Below are 20,436 nucleotides of genomic sequence, written 5' to 3' on the forward strand. Positions count from 1 at the left end.
CCCCGCAGGCGCCAGAGACCGCTTGACCCGGCGGGAGCGACCGAACATCGGTACGCGATGGCGAGCTTGCCCTCTTCCCCTGCGCAGCCCCCGCATGCGCTGCTCCCGTTGCTCGCTGCCGTGCTCGCCGGGTTCGCGGCGGCGGCGGTGGTGCTGCTGACGCTGGGGGATCGCGCGGTCGCGATCGGCTTTGCCGGCGCGGGGCTGATCGCGGCGGGCGGGCTGTTCGGCGCGCGGCGGCTGTTCCGCTCCGATACCGGCGCCGAGCCGCGCACCGACTGGTCGGTCGCGCACGCGCTTGCCGCGGCGTCCGACGATGCGCTCGCGGTCACCGACCGCGCCGGGCGGCTGGTCTGCGCCAATGCCCGCTACGAAGCCTTGTTCTCGGGCTGGCCGACCCCGCCGACGCTTCCCGTCGGCGATGCCGCGGTCGCGGCACTCGGCGCCGCCGCGCGCGCGGCGTGGCGCGATGGGGCGGGGGCGTGCGACGCGCTCCAGGTATTCGGCGTGCTCGTCCGCGCGCAGGTCACGCGGATCGGCGAGGAATCGCTCGTGTGGCGCTTCGTCGGCGCACAGCCGCTCGATCTCGCCGCGCGCGTCCAGTCGCTGATCTTCGGCCCCACCGGCGATCGGCTCGGCGCCGCCGGGATCATGGCGGTGCTGCTCGGCCCCGATGGCCGCGTCCGCGCGGCGAACCGCGTCTTCTGCCTGCGCGCGATGGGCAATGGCGATTCGCCTGCCGAGGGCCGCGATTTCGCGCGCTTCCTGATCACCGACACGCGCGGCTTCGTCCGGTTCGAGCGCGAAGGGTTGGGCGGCACCCCGCTGCGCGTCCTCCAGATTCCGTTCCTGGAGGGCGAGGAGGCGCCGTTGCTCGTCGCGCTGCTCGACGAGGAGCAGCCGAGCACCGTCACCCCCGCGGTCGGCGCCAGTGCCGCGGCGCATCTCCGCTCGCTGATCGCGCTGCTGCCCTCGGGGCTCGCGCTGGTCGATCGCGACGGGCGGTTCGTCAGCATGAACGACGCCTTCACCCGCGCCGCGCGCGTCAATGCCGCCGCGCCGCCGCTCTATCCGGGCGATCTGGTGGTGCGCGAGGACAAGGCGGCGGTGGCCGATGCGATCCGGCGCTTTGCTGGCGGCGCGGCGCAATCGGCGGAGATGACGGTGCGGTTCACCGACGCCCCCGACGATCCCGTCGCGATCACGATCGCCGGCGCGCGCGGGCTGGGCGATGCCGCGGTGCTGATCAGCCTCAAGGATTCGGGCGAGGAGGGCAAGCTCAAGCGCCAGGTCGCACAGGCGACCAAGATGCAGGCGGTGGGCCAGCTCGCGGGCGGCGTCGCGCATGATTTCAACAACATCCTGACCGCGATCATCGGGCATTGCGACCTGATGCTGATGCGCCATTCGCCCGGCGACAGCGATTATGACGACATCCAGCAGATCCGCGCCAATTCGAACCGCGCCGCCTCGCTGACGCGCCAGCTCCTCGCCTTTTCGCGGCAACAGACGCTGCGCCCGCAGGTCCTCCAGCTCCCCGACGTCATTTCCGAAGTGTCGAACCTGCTCAAGCGGCTGCTGGGCGAGACCGTCCGGCTTGAGATCAAGCATGGCCGCAATCTCGGTCCGGTCCGCGCCGATCCGGGCCAGCTCGAACAGGTCGTGGTCAATCTCGCGGTCAACGCCCGCGACGCGATGCTCGCCGCCAATCCCAATGGCGGCGGCACGCTGACGATCGAGACGATGGCGGTGTCGGGTTCCGAAATCCGGCGGATGGACGAGGAGGTGCTGCCCCATGGCGACTATACCGCGCTGCGCATCGCCGATACCGGCGCGGGCATCCCCGCCGACATCCTGCCCAAGATTTTCGAGCCCTTCTTCACCACCAAGGAAGTCGGCAAGGGCACCGGGCTGGGGCTCTCGACGGTCTATGGCATCGTCAAGCAATCGGGCGGGTTCATCTTCGCGGGCAATGGCGCGGGCGGCGGCGCCGAGTTCATCATCTATCTGCCGGTCCACGCCGCCGCCGAGGCGCAGGTCGCCAAGGTGCCGGTCGTCAAGGAAAAGCCCGCCGACCTGTGGGGCAGCGGCACGATCCTGATCGTCGAGGACGAGGACATGGTCCGCGCGATCGCCGAGCGCGCGCTGACGCGCCAGGGCTATACCGTCCTCACGGCGGAGAATGGCGAGGCGGCGCTCGAGCTGCTCGACCGGATCGAGCGCCCCGACCTGCTGATTTCCGACGTGGTGATGCCGCTGCTGGACGGCCCCAGCATGGCGCGGCAGGTGCGCAAGCGCTATCCCGACCTGCCGATCCTGTTCATGTCGGGCTATGCCGAGGAGCAATTGCGCCGCTCGATCGCGCTCGACAATGTCGGCTTCCTGCCCAAACCCTTTTCGGTTCAACAGCTTGCCGAAGCAGCGCGCGACGTTCTCGCTCCGAAATAACTTGGCGCGGGGGCGATTTCCTGCAACAGCACCGCGCATGCCTGCACCGTCGAAAATACTGATCGTCGAAGACGAGCCCCTCATCGCGATGATGCTCGAGGATTTCCTCGACGCGCTCGACCGCGAACAGGCCGGCAGCGCCGATACCGTCGCGGGCGCGCTGGAGCGGATCGCGGAGGGCGGGATCGACGCCGCGATCCTCGACGTCAATCTGCGCGGCGGCGAGCAAAGCTGGCCGATCGCGGCGCGGCTCGCCGAACTGGGCATCCCCTTCGTCCTTGCGACGGGCGGGGCAGGCGACATGATCGCCCCCGAATATCGCGACCGCCCGATATTGTCGAAGCCCTTCACGATGAACGGCGTGGAAAAGGCGCTCGACGGCCTGGCGGGCTGAGTCGGGGGCTCTCTGGCAGGAAGAAGGTAGAGGTTCGCGCAGAGGCGCAGAGAAGGTTTTTTGCACGCGAAGGCGCGAAGCCGCGAAGCGCTATAAGGGCGGCTTAGAGCATGATGGCGATACATAAACCCGTTCGTGCTGAGCTTGTCGAAGCACAGTGAGTCTCACTGCCCTTCGACAAGCTCAGGGCGAACGGTCAGGGATGGATCAAGCTGATGCCATCCAACGCTAGCTGCCAAACGAAAGCGAAGCCAAAAGCGTCTAAAATCTTAGCGCCTTCGCGCCTTCGCGTGGAAACCCCTTCTTCTCTGCGCCTCCGCGCCTCTGCGCGAACCACACTCTTCTGTTTCGCTACCGCACCCCCCTCAATCCACCACCCGCACCACATCCCCCAGCCGGATCAGCCCCGGCCGCGCCGGCGTCGCGTACAGCCCATAAGCGTTCCCAAAACCCTGCGCGATCGTGCGCAGCACGCGCGGGTCCTTGGCGCCCGTATCGGGGCAAATCGTCGTCAGCACGCAGCGCGCGATCGGGTCGGCGCATTGCACCAGCGCGCCGTCCTCGGGCGGACCGAACGCCAGCCGCAGCCCCTGCCACTCGCCCGGCGACAAATCGCTTTCGATCAACACGTTGGTCCGAAACCGCCGCGGATCGAGCGCCTCGCCATGCGCCGCCTCGACGCGGGCATGGCCCGCGGTCGTCTGGATCGACACCGGCATCGCATCATACACCCCGCGCGCGACCTGGATCAGCGCCACCGGCTCGCCCGCCGCGGTTTCCAGATGCGCGCGCAGCAGCGGGTCGTGGAGCGGCAGCACCGCGCCGTCCGGCGTCTCGACGAGCACCGTCGCGCGCTTCGGCAGCGCGGGGTCGCTGAATCGCGCGGCGTGGAGCACCATCGCGGGCACTTCGCGCGCGGTCAGCCAGGGGAAGCGCGTCCCGTTGGCGGCGCGGACGAACGCATATTGGCGGTCGCCCTCGATCCCCTGCCAGTCGAGTTCGGCGACCGCCAGCGGCTCGCCGGCCATCGACTTGACGGGGAAGCGGTGGAGCGCTGCGACATGGCCGACGATACGGGTCATGCCGCGTCGCTACACGTCCTGCCGGGGCCTGCAAGTCGCGCCGCCGGGAACATTTCGTGAAAATATTTGCGTTCCACTCTTGTTCCACGAGAACAAACGCGATACGAAGCCGTCTTAGATTGAACGCGCACTGCAAAGCTTCTAGCGACGGGGACTATAAATGGCCGCTTCCCTCAAGGTGATCGACAACAAAATGGCTCCTCCCAGCACCGACAAGCAAAAGGCGCTCGACGCCGCGCTCGCCCAGATCGACCGCGCCTTTGGCAAGGGCAGCGCGATGAAGCTCGGGTCGAAGCCGGCGATGCAGGTCGAATCGATCTCGACGGGCTCGCTCGGGCTCGACATCGCGCTCGGCGTCGGCGGGCTGCCGCGCGGGCGCGTGATCGAAGTCTATGGCCCCGAAAGCTCGGGCAAGACCACGCTGGCGCTGCACGTGATCGCCGAGGCACAGCGCGGCGGCGGCACCGCGGCGTTCGTCGATGCCGAACATGCGCTCGACCCGGTCTATGCCAAGAAGCTGGGCGTCAACATCGACGAACTGATCGTGTCGCAGCCCGATACCGGTGAGCAGGCGCTCGAGATCGTCGATACGCTGGTCCGCTCGAACGCGATCGACGTGCTCGTGATCGATTCGGTCGCGGCTTTGGTGCCGCGTGCGGAGATCGAGGGCGAGATGGGCGACACCCATGTCGGCCTCCAGGCGCGGCTGATGTCGCAATCCTTGCGCAAGCTCACCGGCTCGATCAGCCGCTCGCGCTGCATGGTGATCTTCATCAACCAGCTGCGCATGAAGATCGGCGTGATGTACGGCAATCCGGAGACGACGCCCGGCGGCAACGCGCTCAAATTCTACGCCTCGGTCCGCCTCGACATCCGCCGCACGGGCCAGATCAAGGACCGCGAGGACATTGTCGGCAACAGCACGCGGGTAAAGGTCGTCAAGAACAAGGTCGCGCCGCCGTTCAAGCAAGTCGATTTTGACATCATGTATGGCGAGGGCATCTCCAAGATCGGCGAGATCCTCGACATCGGCGTCAAGGCCGGGCTGGTCGAGAAATCGGGCGCGTGGTTCAGCTATGACAGCGTCCGCATCGGCCAGGGCCGCGAGAACGCCAAGACCTTCCTGCGCGAGAATCCGGAGCTGTGCAGCCGGCTCGAAGCCGCGATCCGCAGCCGCACCGATCAGGTTGCCGAGGGGCTGATGGCGGGGCCGGACCCCGAGGACGATCTATAAGAAACTATCGGCCGCTCCGATGGGCATGCGCGCATCGGCAGTGGTCACGGGCACGACCCACGGGAAATCCCGGCGCATTGCCCTGCGCCGGGATTTTCGCTTTTGTCGCGCCCGGGCCAGGGGCATAGAGCGCGCAGAGGGCCGCTATGGGCAAGGTTCGAGAAGTTCCGAACCGTCGCTCTCCCGGCAAGTCAGGAGCCGTCATGACGCTGATCGTCCACCATCTCGAAAATTCCCGCTCGCAACGCATCCTGTGGCTGCTCGAGGAACTGGGGCTGGCCTATTCGGTCAAGCGCTACGAACGCGACAAGAAGACGATGCTCGCCCCGCCCGAGCTGAAACGCGTCCACCCGCTCGGCAAGTCGCCGGTGATCGAGGACGATGGCCAGGTCGTCGCGGAGACGGCGGCGATCGTGGAATATCTGGTCGAGCGCGCCGACGGCCGGCTCGGCGCCCCCGCGCATCGCGACGATGCGCTGCGCTATCGCTTCTTCCTCCATTATGCCGAGGGCTCGCTGATGCCGCCGCTGCTCGTCAAGCTGGTGCTGATGCGCGTGCCGCTGTTCGGCAAGGTGGCGCAGAAGAAGTTCCAGCCGATGATCGACGTCCATCTCGACTATATCGAGGCCGAGCTGGCGCAGCGCCCCTGGTTCGCGGGCGCCGACTTCACCGCCGCCGACGTGATGATGAGCTTCCCGCTCGAAGCCGCCGTGTCGCGCGCGGGCGCGACGCAGGGCCGCCCGCACATCGCGGCATGGCTCGAGAAAATCCACGCGCGCCCGGCCTATCAGGCCGCGCTCGCCGCGGGCGGTCCCTATGCCTATGCCTGACCCGCACGCCGGGGCCGCGCCACGCGACCCCGGCGCCGCACCCGCTCAGGTCTTCGGCTGGGCATAGTCCTGGAAGCTGTCGGCGTCGGTGGTCGGGCCGTGCGGCAGCACCACCGTCTCCTCGGGCGCCTCGGGCGTGTCGAGCTGCCCCTCCCAGCGCGCGACCACGGTCGCCGCGACGGCATTGCCGATCACATTGGTCGCGGTCCGCCCCATGTCGAGGAAATGGTCGACCGACAGGATCAGCAGGATCCCCGCCTCGGGAATGTTGAAATGCGCCAGCGTCCCGGTGATCACCACCAGGCTGGCGCGCGGCACCCCGGCAATCCCCTTGCTGGTGATCATCAGCATCAGCAGCATCGTGATCATCGTCCCCCAGTCGAGCACGATGCCGTACGCCTGCGCGATGAAGATCGACGCGAAGGTCATGTACATCATCGACCCGTCGAGGTTGAACGAATAGCCCAGCGGCAGCACGAAGCTCGCGATTCGCGGCGGCACCCCGAACTTGTCGAGCGCCTCGAGCGTGCGCGGATAGGCGGCTTCGGACGACGCGGTCGAGAAGCCGAGCAGGATCGGATCGCGCAGATAGCGGATCAGCTGCCCCGTCCGCGGCCCCACCACGAGGAAGCACGCCCCCAGCAGCACCGCCCACAGCACGAACAGCCCGAGATAGAAGCTGCCCATGAAGAACAGCAGGTCGCCGACCACGCCCACGCCCTTGGTCGCCAGCGTCCGCGCGACCGCGCAGAACACCGCGACCGGCGCAAACAGCATGACATAGCCGGTCACCGTCAGCATCACGCTGACCAGGGCTTCCAGTCCCTGCAACAGCGGCTTGGCCTTTTCGCCGACCGCCGCCATCCCCACGCCGAAGAACAGCGAGAAGATCACGAGCTGGAGGATGTCGTTGGTCGCCATCGCGTCGATCGCGCTGGTCGGGATCAGGTGGACGAAGAATTTCGCCGCGTCGAACCCCGATCGGTCGACGCCGCTCGACGCCGCGACATCGGGCAACGGCAGGCCCAGCCCGACGCCCGGCTGCAGCAGATTGACGAGGATCAGCCCCAGCGTCAGCGAGATCAGGCTGGCGCACACGAACCAGAAGAACGCCTTCAGCCCCACGCGCCCGATCGCCCCGGTGCCGCCCATATGCGCGATCCCGACGACCAGCGTCGACACCACCAGCGGCGCGATGATCATCTTGATCAGGTGGAGGAACATCTGCGTCGGAATGTCGAGATAGCGCGCAATCTCGGCCAACCGCGCCGTCCCCGCGCCGCCATCGTCATAGGCGTGGTTGAGCCCCCAGCCGATGAACCCGCCGAGCAGCAGCCCCGCCAGAATGAACCACGTCAAACGCTTTCCCACGAACTTCCCCTGACTCGCACGCCATGTCTTCGGCGCGGGCAACGAAGGGGATTGTCGCGGCGCGGTCAAGCCTTGCGTGGGATTGGCGCGCGCTCGGCGGTGCGCGATGGGGGATTGCGGCGCGGCCGAAAGCCGCCCTATCGCGGGGGATACAGGACACGCGCGGGAGATTTTGTGATGCTGAAACTCGATCGTCGGCATCTGCTCGCCGGGGCTGCCGCATTCCCCTTGCTCGGCGTTTCCTCGCTGCTCCGCGCCGCCGAACCCGACCTCGCCGATCTTCAGGACCTGACCACCGACGCGCAGCCGATCGGCGCCGACGAACGCCGTACCCGCATCGCTCGCGCGCAGGCGCTGATGCGCGCGCACGGGATCGGCGCGGTGCTGATCGAGCCGGGGTCGTCGCTGGTCTATTTCACCGGAGTCCGCTGGGGCCGCAGCGAGCGGCTGACCGCCGTGATCCTGCCGGTCGAGGGCGAACCGTGCATCGTCACGCCGTTCTTCGAGGAGCCTTCGGTCCGCGAAAGCCTCGGCATCCCCGCCGAGGTCCGCGTGTGGCAGGAGGATCAGGACCCGCTTGCGGTCGTTGCGGGCTTCCTGCGCGATCGCAAGCTCGCCGCGCGCCCGATCGGCATCGAGGAAACCGTCCGCCATTTCGCCGTCGACGGCCTCGCCCGCGCGCTGCCCCGCGCCCGAATCGTCTCGGCCAATCCCGTCGTGCGCGGCTGCCGGATGATCAAGACCGCGCCCGAAATCGCGCTGATGCAACGCGCCACCGACGTCACGATCGCCGCCTATCGCTGGACCTATCCCCGCGTCGAAGCGGGCATGACCCCGGCGCAGATCGCCGCGCTGATGTCCGCCGCCACCCGCAAGCTGGGCGGCACCAACGACTGGAACCTGATCCTGCTCGGCGAAGCCGCCGCCTATCCGCACGGATCGGGCAAGCCGCAAAAGGTCGTGCCCGGCGAAGTCGTGCTGATGGATTGCGGGTGCAGCGTCCAGGGCTATCAATCCGACGTCTCGCGCAGCTTCGTGTTCGGCACGCCCCGCGCGGAGCAGCGCAAGGTCTGGGACCAGGTCGCGCGCGGCCAGCAGATCGCGCTCGCGGCGGCGCGACTCGGCACGCCAGCGGGGGCGGTCGATGACGCGGTGCGCGGCTATTACACGTCGCTGGGCTATGGCCCCGACTATCGGCTCCCCGGCCTGTCGCACCGCACCGGCCATGGCATCGGCATGGACGGGCACGAGCCGGTCAATCTGGTGCGCGGCGAGAAAACGCCGCTCGCGCCGGGCATGTGCTTCTCCAACGAACCCGGCCTCTATCTGCCCGGCAGCTTCGGCATCCGGCTGGAGGATTGTTTCCACATGACCGAAGCGGGGCCGAAATGGTTCAGCACGCCCCCGCGCTCGATCGACGCGCCGATGGGGTAGGGGGGCGCTGTCGGAGAAATCGCTTCAAATGTAGGATTTCGCCTGCTTCACTCGCGCCATGGCTGCCGACACCCCGCCCGAATCGCCTGCCCCCGCCGCGCGCGCGTCGCGTCGGTGTCGCACAGGTGTCGCGTCACCGGCGCGTCGGCGGCGCCCGTATGGCGCGCAACTGTCGCCTTCCGGTCGCTTCCCCGGCGCCAATCCGCCGCGTCGCGGGCGCGTCGGGCGGGGGACCCCCGTTTCGCCTAAACTTCATCAATTAAGCGGGGTGCAACCGTTTCGCTTGAGTGACACGCCCGCCGCGCTTAAGTCGCTCCCATGACGTCCACCAACGATATTCGCCGCTCGTTCCTCGACTATTTCGAGGGCCAGGGTCATGCCCGCGTCCCGTCCGCACCGCTCGTGCCGCACAATGATCCGACGCTCATGTTCGTCAATGCGGGCATGGTCCCGTTCAAGAACGTGTTCACCGGCCTCGAATCGCGCCCCTATTCGACCGCGACGAGCTCGCAGAAATGCGTCCGCGCAGGCGGCAAGCATAACGACCTCGACAATGTCGGCTATACCGCGCGGCACCACACCTTCTTTGAAATGCTGGGCAATTTCTCGTTCGGCGATTATTTCAAGGAACAGGCGATCCATCATGCCTGGACGCTGCTGACGCGCGAATGGGGGCTGTCGCCCGATCGGCTGACGATCACCGTCTATCACACCGACGACCAGGCATTCGATCTGTGGAAGAAGATCGCGGGCGTGCCCGAAAGCCGGATCATCCGCATCCCGACCAAGGATAATTTCTGGGCGATGGGCGCCGATGGCCCGTGCGGCCCGTGCTCGGAAATCTTCTACGATCATGGCGACCATATCTGGGGCGGCCCGCCGGGATCGCCCGAGGAGGATGGCGACCGCTTCGTCGAGATCTGGAACCTCGTCTTCATGCAGTTCGTCCAGGCGGCGGACCAGATCGTCGGCGACCTGCCGCGCCCCAGCATCGACACCGGCATGGGGCTGGAGCGGATCGCGGCGGTGATGCAGGGCGTCACCGACAATTACGATACCGACACGTTCAAGGCGCTGATCGAGCAATCGGGCGCGCTGTCGGGCTCCTCGACCACCGGCGATAATCAGGCGAGCCACCGCGTGATCGCCGATCACCTCCGCGCTTCGGGCTTCCTCGTCGCCGACGGGGTGCTACCCGCCAATGAAGGCCGCGGCTATGTGCTGCGCCGGATCATGCGCCGCGCGATGCGCCACGCGCATCTGCTCGGCGCGAAGGACCCGCTGATGCACCGGCTGGTGCCGTCGCTGGTCGCCGAAATGGGCGCCGCCTTCCCGGAACTGCTCCGCGCCCAGCCGCTGATCGAGGCGACGTTGCTCCAGGAGGAGACCCGCTTCCGCCAGACGCTCGCCAACGGCCTGCGCCTGCTCGACGAGGCGACGCAGGGGCTGGCGGCGGGCGATACGCTGCCCGGTGCGACCGCGTTCAAGCTCTATGACACGTTCGGTTTCCCTTATGATCTGACCGAGGACGCACTGCGCGCCCAGTCGATCGCGGTCGACCGCGCCGGCTTCGACACTGCGATGGCCGAGCAGAAGCGCGCCGCCCGCGCTGCGTGGAAGGGGTCGGGCGAAAAGGCGTCGGACGAATTGTGGTTCGATATCGCCGACGCGCTCGGCAGCACCGAATTCACCGGCTATTCGGGCACCGAGGGCGAGGGCCAGGTCGTCGCCATAGTCAAGGACGGTGCCCGCGTCGATCGCGCCGGGCCGGGCGAGAGCGTCGTGGTGCTGACCAACCAGACGCCATTCTATGGCGAGAGCGGTGGCCAGATGGGCGATGCGGGCACGATCACCAACGAAAAGGGGCTGATCGCGCAGGTCGACGACACGTCGAAGCCGCTGGGCCGCCTCCACGCGCACCAGACCCGGATCGAGGGTGGCGAACTCGCGGTCGGCGACACCGTCAAGCTGAGCGTCGATGTCGAGCGCCGCGACCAGATCCGCGCCAATCACAGCGCGACGCACCTCCTCCACGCCGCGCTGCGCCACCGGCTCGGCGGGCATGTCTCGCAAAAGGGCAGCCTGGTCGCCGCCGACCGGCTGCGCTTCGATTTCTCGCACCCCTCGGCGCTGAGCCCCGCGGACATCGCGGTGATCGAGGCCGATGTGAACGCGCAGATTCGCCATAACGAAAGCGTCGGCACGCGGCTGATGACCCCCGACGACGCGATCGCGGCGGGTGCGATGGCGCTGTTCGGCGAGAAATATGGCGACGAGGTCCGCGTGCTCTCGATGGGGCGCGGAACCGACGTCTCCTATTCGGTCGAGCTGTGCGGCGGCACCCATGTCAATGCGACGGGAGACATCGCGCTGTTCAAGATTGTCTCCGAAAGCGCGGTATCGAGCGGGGTCCGCCGGATCGAGGCGCTGACCGGCGAGGCGGCGCGGCAATGGCTGGTCGCCCGCGACGAGCGGCTGCGCGAGGCGGCATCGGTGCTGCGCAGCGCCCCCGACGAAGTGCCGGCGCGCGTCGCGGCACTGGTCGAGGATCGCCGCAGGCTCGAGCGCGAGCTTGCCGATGCCAAGAAGGCGCTCGCAATGGGCGGCGGCGGTGGCGCTGCGGCGCCGGCGGGGCCGGAACTGGTCGGCGGGGTGAACTTCGTCGGTCAGGTGATCGACGGTCTCGATCCCAAGGCGCTGCGCGGCGCCGTGGACGAGGCCAAGGCGCGGATTGGTTCGGGCGTGGTCGCGTTGGTCGCGGTCAATGAAGGCCGCGCCTCGGTCGCGGTCGGTGTCACCGCCGACCTGATCCCGGCCCAGAGCGCCGTCGAGCTGGTCAAGCGCGCGGTTGCGGCGCTGGGCGGGCAGGGCGGCGGCGGTCGTCCCGACATGGCGCAGGGCGGCGGGCCCGAAGGCGACAAGGGCGCCGAGGCGCTGGCTGCGGTACGCGGGGCGCTCGCCGCGGAGACCGAAGCGGCCTGACCGGCGTTGATCCTGCGCAAGGGGCGGCGCGCGTACGGAGGCTATCGGCGTGTCGTGCCCCGCAGGTGGGGCGGTTTGGGGTATTCGCCATGAAGCCGGTTCTGCTCGTCCTCGTCTCTGCTGCGGCCGTCTCGCTCTCCGCCTGCGGGTCACAACCGGCGGCGGAGCAGCCCTCGGCCACCGCCTCGCCGGTGGCGGCAGCGACCCCGGTCGCGCCTCCTCCAGCGGCGAAGACCGCGTCCGCCGCGCCCGCGCTCTTCGCCCAATGCGCGGTCTGCCACACCGCGACCAAGGACGGGAAAGCCGGAATCGGCCCGAATCTCTGGGGCACCGCGGGCCATCCGGCGGCGCAGAAACCCGGCTTCGCCTATTCGCCCGCGCTCAAGGCGGCGGGGCTGGTCTGGGACGATGCGACGCTCGACAAATGGCTGCAAAAGCCACAGGCGTTCGTCCCCGGCACCAAAATGGTCTTCGCAGGCGTACCCGACGCGGCAAAGCGCGCTGAGCTGATCGCCTATCTCAAGACGCTGGGGTAGCCGTGTCAGGCCGGCACGTCGCCACTGCGCAGCCGCCGGATGCGCGGCTCGCGGTCCAGCCCGCCGGCTTCCTTGATCGATTTGCGCATCTCGTCGCGCATGCCGTGGATCGATGCGATCACCGGGCCGACGGCGATTCCCATGTCGACCAGCACCGCCTCGGAAAGCTGGAGCGAGCTTTCGAGCGTCTCGGGAACGGCATCGCTCACCCCGGCACGGTACAGTTCGGCGGCATGGTTGGCGTCGCGGGCCCGGGCGATGATCGGCAGGTCGGGCACCCAGCCGCGCACCCGCTTCGCCAGCCGCACCGTCAGCACCGGATCGTCCATCGTCAGCACCAGCGCCTTGGCATGGCCCAGCTTGAGCTGGTCGACCAGCTCGGTGCGCGTCACGTCGCCGAACAGCACCTTGTAGCCCTCGCGCCGGGCGGCGTTCACATTGTCGATATCGGCATCGACGCCCAGATAGGGCAGGCCGTGGCGGCGCAGCATGTCGGCGACGGTGCGCCCGACGCGGCCAAAGCCGATCACCACGGCACCCGGCCCGGCTTCGTCGATCGCGACGCTATGGTCCTCGTGCTTCGCCTGCCGATCGATCGCGCCGGAGATGACCTGCCCCGCCTTGGCGAGCAGCGGCGTCGCGGTCAGCCCGATCGCGGTCACCGTCGTCCAGAAGGCGGCGGTCGCCGGCAGGATCAGCCCCGCCGCACCCGCCACGCCCAGCACGATCAGCGTCGTCTCGGACGGGCTCGCCATCAGCACCCCGGTTTCCGCCGCCACCCCGGTCCGCGCACCCGACAGCTTGAGCAGCCCGGTGGTGACCGCGGACTTGACCACCATCACCAGCATCGTCGCGCCCAGCAGCGCCGCCCAGTTGCTCGCGACGAAGCCCAGGTCGAGCCGCATCCCGACGGTGATCAGGAACACGCCCAGCGCCAGCCCCTTGAACGGCGCCGTGATCGCTTCGACCTCACCGTGATATTCGGTCTCCGCGATCAGCAGCCCGGCGATCAGCGCGCCGACGATCGGCGACAGTCCCGCTGCGCTCGTCGCCAGGCTGGCCGCGATCACGACGAGCAGGCTGGCCGCCAGGAACAATTCGGGGCTCTTGGTCCGCGCCGCCTGCCCGAACATTCGGGGCAGCAGGAAGCGCCCGCCGATGAACAGGATCGCGACTGTGACCGCGCCATAGCCCAGCGTCCGCCCCAGCGAGATCCAGCCATCGGCGCTGGCATTGGGCGCCAGCGCACCGAGGGTGAAGATGATCGGGACCAGCGCCAGATCCTCGAACAACAGCATCGCAAACGCCGCGCGCCCCACCGCGCTCGTCGTCCCGGCGATCGGGAGCACCAGCGCAGTGGAGGAGAGCGAAAGCGCCAGGCCGAGCCCGATCGCGCCGCCGGTGCTCAGCCCGGTGGCGTACAGCACGGCCGCCAGCACCAGCCCCGCCCCGACAAGCTCGGCGGCGCCCACGCCGAACACCGCGGTGCGCATCGACCATAATCGCTTGAACGACAGCTCCAGCCCGATCGAGAACAGCAGCAGGATGATGCCGAACTCGGCGAACGGCTCGATCGAATGCGCGTCGGAAATCGTGATATAGTAGAGCCAGGGCTGCTGCCCGACGAGCGTGCCCAGGCCGAACGGGCCGACCAGCACACCGACCAGGATGAACCCGATGATCGGGCTGATCCGAAACCGTGCGAACGCGGGAATGACAAGGCCCGCCGCGCCGAGAATGACCAGCGCGTCGCTGAAGCCGCTATTGGATAAGGTAAGCATCGGGCGACAGCTTAGCCGCCGCCCGACGCCTTTGTCAGGTCTTTACTGCCAATTCGCCATTTCGGCTTCGAGATTGGCGCGGATCGCTTCGAAGAACTGCTCGGTGGTCATCCACGCCTGGTCCGGACCGATGAGCAGCGCCAGATCCTTGGTCATCTGGCCCTTCTCGACGGTCTCGATGCAGACGCGCTCGAGCGTCTCGGCAAAGCGGGTGACGTCGGGCGTGTTGTCGAACTTGCCGCGGAACGACAGGCCCTGGGTCCAGGCGAAGATCGACGCGATCGGATTGGTCGAGGTAGCCTTGCCCTGCTGGTGCATCCGATAGTGGCGCGTCACGGTGCCGTGCGCCGCTTCCGCTTCCACCGTCTTGCCGTCGGGCGAGAGCAGCACCGAAGTCATCAGGCCCAGCGAGCCAAAGCCCTGCGCAACGGTGTCCGACTGGACGTCGCCGTCATAATTCTTGCAGGCCCAGACGAACTTGCCGCTCCACTTCAGCGCCGACGCGACCATGTCGTCGATCAGGCGATGTTCGTAGACGATGCCCGCTTCCTTGAACCGGTCGGCGAACTCCTCGTCAAATACCTGCTGGAACAGATCCTTGAAGCGACCGTCATAGGCCTTGAGGATGGTGTTCTTGGTCGACAGATAGAGCGGCCATTTGCGATCGAGCGCATAGTTCATGCTCGCCTTGGCGAAGTCGATGATCGACTGGTCGAGATTGTACATGCCCATCGCGACACCGGCGGCCGGGAAGTCGAACACTTCGCGATCGATCTTCTCGCCATTCTCGCCTTCCCATACCAGGCGCAGCTTGCCGGGGCCGGGGACGAGGAAATCGGTCGCCTTATACTGGTCGCCAAAGGCGTGACGGCCAACGACGATGGGATCGGTCCAGCCGGGGACGAGGCGGGGGACGTTCTTGATCACGATCGGCTCGCGGAAGACGACGCCGCCCAGGATGTTGCGGATCGTGCCGTTGGGCGACTTCCACATCTGCTTGAGGCCGAATTCCTCGACCCGCGCCTCGTCCGGGGTGATCGTCGCGCACTTCACGCCGACGCCGTACTGCTGGATCGCCTTGGCCGAATCGATCGTGATCTGGTCGTTGGTCTCGTCGCGCTTCTCGACCGAAAGATCGTAATATTTGAGGTCGATATCGAGATAGGGGAGAATCAGGCGCTCGCGGATCCACTGCCAGATGATCCGCGTCATTTCGTCGCCGTCGATTTCGACGACGGGCGTTGCAACCTTGATCTTCGCCATATGCTCGCTTTCCTGAAGGGGGAGATTTTCCCGAGCGTCTAGGAGAGTGGGGCAAGGGGATCAAGCCGCGCTGGCCATTATCCGCCGGGACGCCTAGGTCCGCGGCGGGCATGGTGTGGGGGGAAGCGCGTGGCCGGACAGCGGATCGTGATCGCCACCTACGGCTCCTACGGCGACCTCCACCCCTTTATCGCGCTGGCGCAGGCGCTGCGGGAGGCCGGGTTCGCGCCGGTGCTCGCCACCGTTGCCGAGTATCGCGAGCGAGTGGAGGCGGCATGGGTCGCGTTTCACCCGGTGCGGCCGTCGATGGCGGACCTCACCGGCGGCTCTGCGGAGGCCGAGACGCGGTTGGCAGAAGGGTTCGCCGCGGGCGGGGCGCGCTTCCTGGTCGACACGATGATCTCGCCTTGGCTAGCGGAAACCCTCGCCGATCTCGATACGGTGATCGAAGGAGCGTCGCTGGTTGTCGCGAGCAGCTTTGGCGTCGCAGCTCGGATCGCGGCGGAACGGCGCGGCATCCCTGTGGTCACCATATTGCTGTCCCCGATGCTCCATTTTTCGGCGCACGAGCCGATCCATGCGCAGGAGGCGCCATGGTTGCCGCGCTTCCGGGCGCTGTTCGGGGTGCGCGCGACGCGGGCGGTGCTCGATCTGGGCAAGGCGCGACTGCGGCGCCAGCATCGCGCGATCAGCCGATTCCGCGTCGGGATCGGCCTGCCGCCGCTGAACGCGGATGCGATCATCGACGGGCCGTTGCGCGCCGATCTGGTCGCGTGCCTCTATTCGCCGCTGCTCGGGGCGTTGCCGGTCGACGCGGTGCCGGATGCGTTCATCGCCGGATACACCTTCTACGACGGTGCGGAGCCGATGCCGGCGGACCTCGAGGCGTTCCTCGACCATGGGCCGCCGCCGATCGTCTTCTCGCTCGGGAGTTTCGCGGCGCATATGGGCACGCGTTTCTACCCGGCGAGCGCGCAGGCCGCACGTGCGCTCGGGCAGCGTGCAGTGCTTCTGGTCGCGCCCGACGATGTGGCGCGCGTGGCGGAGGCGGTCGGGGCCGACGCGGCGGTCCATGTCGCGGGCTATGTGCCGCATTCGCGCATCTTCCCGCGCGCGTCGGCAATCGTCCACCATGGCGGTGTCGGAACGGTGGGGCAGGCGCTGCGCGGCGGCGCCCCCCAACTCGTCGTGCCGTTTTGGGGCGACCAGTTCGACAATGCCGAACGGCTCGTCCGGCTCGGCGTCGCGCGGCGGCTGGACCACCGGCGCTATAGCGCGGCGCGACCGGAACAGGCGCTGGGGGCGTTGCTCGCTCCGGGTGCCGATTATCGGGCCAGGGCTGCCGCCGCCGGCGCCGAAGTCCGTGCGGAGGACGGCGCCGCGGCTACCGCCCGCCGGATCGCGGCGCTGCTCGGCTAGCCGCTCAGTCCTTCCACGCCCACCAAAGCTGTGCGGGGGGCACGTTGCGCCACTCCATCGCATGATCGATGTTGCTGAAATGCGGGGTGAGGAAGTTCTTCACCGAAGGGTTGTACTGATAGACCAGGAACGCGCCGCCCTCGCGCAGGATCGCGCGGGTTTCGGAGGCGATCTTGTCGCCCACGCCCGGCGGAAGCGTGGAGAAGGGGAGGCCCGATGCGATAAAGTCGGCATGCTCGAAGCCATGATCGTTGACGATCTGCTTCACGTCCGCCGCCGACCCCAGCACCGCCGAAAAGCGCGGGTCCTCGATCGTCTGCTTCAGATAGCGGATGAAATCGGGGTTTGTGTCGATCACCACCAGCTTGCCGTCGGGCGCGAGGCGATCGAGAATCGGCTTGGAAAAGGTCCCGACTCCCGGGCCATACTCGACGAACAGCTTGCAATTGTCCCAATCGACTCGGTCGAGCACCTTCCGCACGGTATATTGCGACGACGACACGATCGCCCCGACCATCACCGGATTCTTGACGAACCCCTTAAGGAACAGGCCGAAAGGCGACGGCGCGCGTTCGGCGCGATCACGGGCGCGGCGTTTGGAAGCTGCGGTCGATGCGGACATGGGTTTCCCTGGAAATATGACGTTTCTGACAACGGCCTGCGCAAATTTGAACGAACAATCAAGCGCAACGGTTGCACGCCTGCGGTAAAGCGTAGGGCATTCGCTTGCACGCAAGGCGCTATTTTGCATGCTGGCGCTCTAGGAAAGCGCGTCGCGTGCGGCTACACCGGGCGACATGGCATCGATCGACAAGCCTCCGCTCGGCACCTCGACGGTGAAATGGCGCTTCCCCGAGATTCATCCCGAAGGGCGCAAATATGCGCTGATTGCCGGCGCGATTGCGCTGGCGAGCCTGTTTATCTGGGACTTCATCACCTGGCCCCTGGTGTTCCTCACCGTGGGAGTCGCGGCGTTTTTCCGCGATCCTGTGCGCGTCACGCCGCAGGAGGAGGGACTGATCGTCTCGCCCGCCGACGGGCTGGTGACGATGATCGAGCGCGTTCCTGTTCCGCCCGAACTCGCCGGCCCGCAAGCGTTGGGCAACGCGCCGCTGCTGCGCGTGTCGGTGTTCATGAGCGTGTTCGACGTCCACATTAATCGCACCCCGATCACGGGGACCGTCCGCCACGTCATCTACATTTCCGGCAAGTTCATGAACGCCGACTTCGACAAGGCGAGCGAAGAGAATGAGCGCCAGCATGTCCTGGTCGAGGATCGCCACGGGCTTCGCGTCGGCTTCACCCAGATTGCGGGGCTGGTCGCGCGGCGTATCGTCAGCTTCGTCAAGGCCGGCGACATGGTCGTGGCCGGACAGCGCATCGGGCTGATCCGTTTCGGCAGCCGCGTCGATGTCTTTCTGCCCGAAGGCTATGGCTGCACCGTCGCGCTGGGGCAGCGCGCGATTGCCGGCGAAACCATCCTCGCGAAAAAGGGCGCACCGGCCGCAACCGGGATCAGCCAGTGATCGCGATTGCTGGCCTGCGCGCCGGGCCCCGCCACGTTCGCGCGCTGGTGGTCCTCGATGCTTGAACCTCGATTCCGCCGCCTGCGGCGCAAGGCGGACCGCCCGGCGCGCCCCGATCGCGGGATACCGTTGCGCGCGGTCATTCCCAACACCGTTACTGCGCTCGCACTCTGTTCCGGGCTGACGGCGATTCGCTTCGCCATCCTCGGCAATTGGGAAGCTGCGGTTCTGATGGTGCTTGCCGCGGCGGTCCTCGACGGGATTGACGGCCATATCGCCCGCCTCGTGCGCGCCGAGAGTCGGTTCGGCGCCGAACTCGACAGCCTTTCGGACGCGATTTCGTTCGGAGTCGCGCCCGCGCTCATCCTCTATCTATGGTCGCTTCAGTCGCTGGGGCGGTTCGGGTGGCTCGTCGCGCTGATCCACGCGCTGTTCTGCGCGCTTCGCCTCGCGCGCTTCAACGCCAATATCGATCGCGAGCAGCAGCCGCATAAATCCGCTGGGTTCCTCACCGGGGTTCCGGCGCCTGCCGGCGCAGGGCTCGCGCTAGCACCGCTCTATTTATGGGTGTGGATAGAGGAGCCTGTGCTGCGGTCGCCGCCGTTGGTCGCATGCTGGAGCGTGCTGGTGGCCGTGCTGATGGTGTCGAGCATCGCCACCTTCGCACCGAAGGTCCGCCTGCGCCGGAACATCCGGTTCGAAGCGGTTGCGGTCCTTGTCGTGCTGGTCGCCGCGCTCGTTTCGGCGCCATGGCCGACGCTCGCGGTGCTCGCAATCCTCTACGTCGGATCGATCCCGTTCAGCGTCCGCAGCTATCGCCGCGTCACGCAGCAGCGCGCAGCGACGGCGCTGGCGGCGTCCGCGCCGGAACCGCCCGCACCGTAACCCGGGTCAGCCGGGGCGGGACCGCGGGGACGTGCAAAGGGCGCAGGAGCGCCGCGAAGCGTGGCAATTGGGGGCGGATGCTCTCCACGAGCGTCCAGACGGCGGCAACGAACGCAGTACCGAACAGCAGCACGACAGCAAATCCAGTCATAACCCGGCTCCCCAAAACGCGCCAACAGGCAGGAATCCAAGCGATTCCAACGTGTTGCATTCAGCAGGCGTTCCTTGTCCGCCTTCTGGGCCGCTTATGTTCCGCTAACGTTCCCCTGTCAAGCGATGTTCTTGGCTTGTTCCGGGGTTGCAATCTCCGTCGTGCCGGGCTAAGCGCGCCGCCTCAAACCCCGCATGGGAAGCATCATAACCCGGTGCCGGAACTCGTTTCCGGTGTCCGCTTCCCAGAGGCTCAACCGGAAGGAATCATCCTATGGCGGCACCTGTCGTCACCATGCAGCATCTGCTCGAATCGGGCGCGCACTTCGGCCACCAGACCCACCGCTGGAACCCGAAGATGAAGCCTTACCTCTTCGGCGATCGCAATGGCGTTCACATCATCGACCTCTCGCAGACCGTGCCGCTGTTCGCGCGTGCGCTCGAATTCGTCAGCTCGACCGTCGCTTCGGGCGGCAAGGTCCTGTTCGTCGGCACCAAGCGCCAGGCGCAGGAGCCGATCGCAGAGGCAGCGCGTCGCGCGGGCCAGCATTTCGTCAACCATCGCTGGCTGGGCGGCATGCTCACCAACTGGACGACGATCAGCAAGTCGATCAAGCGCCTCAAGACGCTCGAAGAGCAGCTGTCGGGCGACACGCACGGCCTGACCAAGAAGGAAGTGCTCCAGCTCACCCGCGAGAAGGACAAGCTCGAGCTTTCGCTCGGCGGCATTCGCGACATGGGCGGCGTTCCCGACATCATGTTCGTGATCGACGCGAACAAGGAAGAGCTGGCGATCAAGGAAGCCAACACGCTGGGCATCCCCGTCGTCGCGATCCTCGATTCGAACGTCTCGCCTGACGGCATCGCATTCCCGGTTCCGGCGAATGACGACGCCAGCCGCGCGATCCGCCTGTACTGCGAAGCCATCGCCATTGCGGCGACTCGGGGCGGTCAGGAGCGTCAGGCGAATTTCGGTCATGACATCGGCGCGCTGGAAGAGGCTCCGATCGAGCCCGTCCTGAGCGAGCCGGAGGCGCCCGCGGCGTCGACCGAGCCGGAGACTGCCGTGGAGGGTGAGCGTCAGATCGACGCCTGATCCCG

General features: G+C 67.4%; 16 protein-coding genes. 11 read left to right on the top strand and 5 right to left on the bottom strand.

Annotation, left to right across the window (positions count from 1 at the left end):
- The first annotated feature begins 57 nt into the window (after positions 1-57).
- Complete coding sequence (locus TS85_RS07070; RefSeq protein WP_044331303.1) at positions 58-2,448, top strand: response regulator; 2,391 nt, start codon at positions 58-60, stop codon at positions 2,446-2,448.
- Between the two features lie 37 nt (positions 2,449-2,485).
- Complete coding sequence (locus TS85_RS07075) at positions 2,486-2,842, top strand: response regulator (RefSeq protein ID WP_044331305.1); 357 nt, start codon at positions 2,486-2,488, stop codon at positions 2,840-2,842.
- 365 nt (positions 2,843-3,207) lie between these two features.
- Here TS85_RS07075 and TS85_RS07080 read toward each other — a convergent pair whose 3' ends face one another.
- Positions 3,208-3,924, bottom strand: a complete 717-nt coding sequence (locus TS85_RS07080; RefSeq protein ID WP_044331307.1) for an MOSC domain-containing protein — start codon at positions 3,922-3,924, stop codon at positions 3,208-3,210.
- 160 nt (positions 3,925-4,084) lie between these two features.
- On the opposite strand from TS85_RS07080, the gene recA reads away from it, so the two are divergent.
- Together recA and TS85_RS07090 are read left to right on the top strand one after the other, a co-directional pair.
- Complete coding sequence (recA, locus tag TS85_RS07085; protein WP_044331308.1) at positions 4,085-5,158, top strand: recombinase RecA; 1,074 nt, start codon at positions 4,085-4,087, stop codon at positions 5,156-5,158.
- Positions 5,159-5,361: 203 nt separating this feature from the next.
- Positions 5,362-5,988: a glutathione S-transferase family protein gene (locus TS85_RS07090; protein ID WP_044331309.1), complete on the top strand. Its 627-nt coding sequence runs from the start codon at positions 5,362-5,364 to the stop codon at positions 5,986-5,988.
- A 45-nt stretch (positions 5,989-6,033) separates the two neighbouring features.
- Here TS85_RS07090 and TS85_RS07095 read toward each other — a convergent pair whose 3' ends face one another.
- Positions 6,034-7,359: a dicarboxylate/amino acid:cation symporter gene (locus TS85_RS07095; RefSeq protein ID WP_044336014.1), complete on the bottom strand. Its 1,326-nt coding sequence runs from the start codon at positions 7,357-7,359 to the stop codon at positions 6,034-6,036.
- Positions 7,360-7,536: 177 nt separating this feature from the next.
- Between TS85_RS07095 and TS85_RS07100 the strand changes: the two genes are divergently transcribed.
- The 3 genes from TS85_RS07100 (at position 7,537) to TS85_RS07110 (ending at position 12,311) form a co-directional block, all read left to right on the top strand.
- On the top strand, positions 7,537-8,793 hold the full coding sequence (locus TS85_RS07100) for a M24 family metallopeptidase (protein WP_044331310.1): 1,257 nt from the start codon (positions 7,537-7,539) through the stop codon (positions 8,791-8,793).
- A 318-nt stretch (positions 8,794-9,111) separates the two neighbouring features.
- Positions 9,112-11,775, top strand: a complete 2,664-nt coding sequence (gene alaS, locus TS85_RS07105; RefSeq protein WP_044331311.1) for an alanine--tRNA ligase — start codon at positions 9,112-9,114, stop codon at positions 11,773-11,775.
- Positions 11,776-11,864: 89 nt separating this feature from the next.
- Positions 11,865-12,311: a c-type cytochrome gene (locus TS85_RS07110; RefSeq protein WP_077228506.1), complete on the top strand. Its 447-nt coding sequence runs from the start codon at positions 11,865-11,867 to the stop codon at positions 12,309-12,311.
- A gap of 5 nt (positions 12,312-12,316) precedes the next feature.
- On the opposite strand, the gene TS85_RS07115 is transcribed toward TS85_RS07110, so the two are convergent.
- Positions 12,317-14,092 (bottom strand): cation:proton antiporter domain-containing protein, encoded by a 1,776-nt coding sequence (locus TS85_RS07115; RefSeq protein WP_044331312.1) that lies wholly within the window; start codon positions 14,090-14,092, stop codon positions 12,317-12,319.
- 42 nt (positions 14,093-14,134) lie between these two features.
- Positions 14,135-15,355, bottom strand: coding sequence for an NADP-dependent isocitrate dehydrogenase (locus TS85_RS07120; RefSeq protein ID WP_044331314.1), 1,221 nt, complete (start codon positions 15,353-15,355; stop codon positions 14,135-14,137).
- Positions 15,356-15,484: 129 nt separating this feature from the next.
- On the opposite strand from TS85_RS07120, the gene TS85_RS07125 reads away from it, so the two are divergent.
- Positions 15,485-16,774: a glycosyltransferase gene (locus TS85_RS07125; RefSeq protein WP_044331317.1), complete on the top strand. Its 1,290-nt coding sequence runs from the start codon at positions 15,485-15,487 to the stop codon at positions 16,772-16,774.
- A gap of 4 nt (positions 16,775-16,778) precedes the next feature.
- On the opposite strand, the gene TS85_RS07130 is transcribed toward TS85_RS07125, so the two are convergent.
- Entirely contained in the window at positions 16,779-17,396 is a 618-nt protein-coding gene (locus tag TS85_RS07130) for a class I SAM-dependent methyltransferase (RefSeq protein ID WP_044331319.1), read from the bottom strand.
- 175 nt (positions 17,397-17,571) lie between these two features.
- Between TS85_RS07130 and TS85_RS07135 the strand changes: the two genes are divergently transcribed.
- The 3 genes from TS85_RS07135 to rpsB all read left to right on the top strand — a co-directional run bounded on the left by TS85_RS07135 (position 17,572) and on the right by rpsB (position 20,431).
- Positions 17,572-18,300, top strand: a complete 729-nt coding sequence (locus TS85_RS07135; protein WP_044331321.1) for a phosphatidylserine decarboxylase — start codon at positions 17,572-17,574, stop codon at positions 18,298-18,300.
- 57 nt (positions 18,301-18,357) lie between these two features.
- Entirely contained in the window at positions 18,358-19,185 is an 828-nt protein-coding gene (gene pssA, locus TS85_RS07140) for a CDP-diacylglycerol--serine O-phosphatidyltransferase (RefSeq protein ID WP_044336018.1), read from the top strand.
- 424 nt (positions 19,186-19,609) lie between these two features.
- Positions 19,610-20,431: a 30S ribosomal protein S2 gene (rpsB, locus tag TS85_RS07145; RefSeq protein WP_044331323.1), complete on the top strand. Its 822-nt coding sequence runs from the start codon at positions 19,610-19,612 to the stop codon at positions 20,429-20,431.
- Positions 20,432-20,436 lie beyond the last annotated feature (5 nt).

Origin of the sequence: Sphingomonas hengshuiensis (assembly GCF_000935025.1) — a bacterium.
GTDB lineage: Bacteria > Pseudomonadota > Alphaproteobacteria > Sphingomonadales > Sphingomonadaceae > Sphingomonas > Sphingomonas hengshuiensis.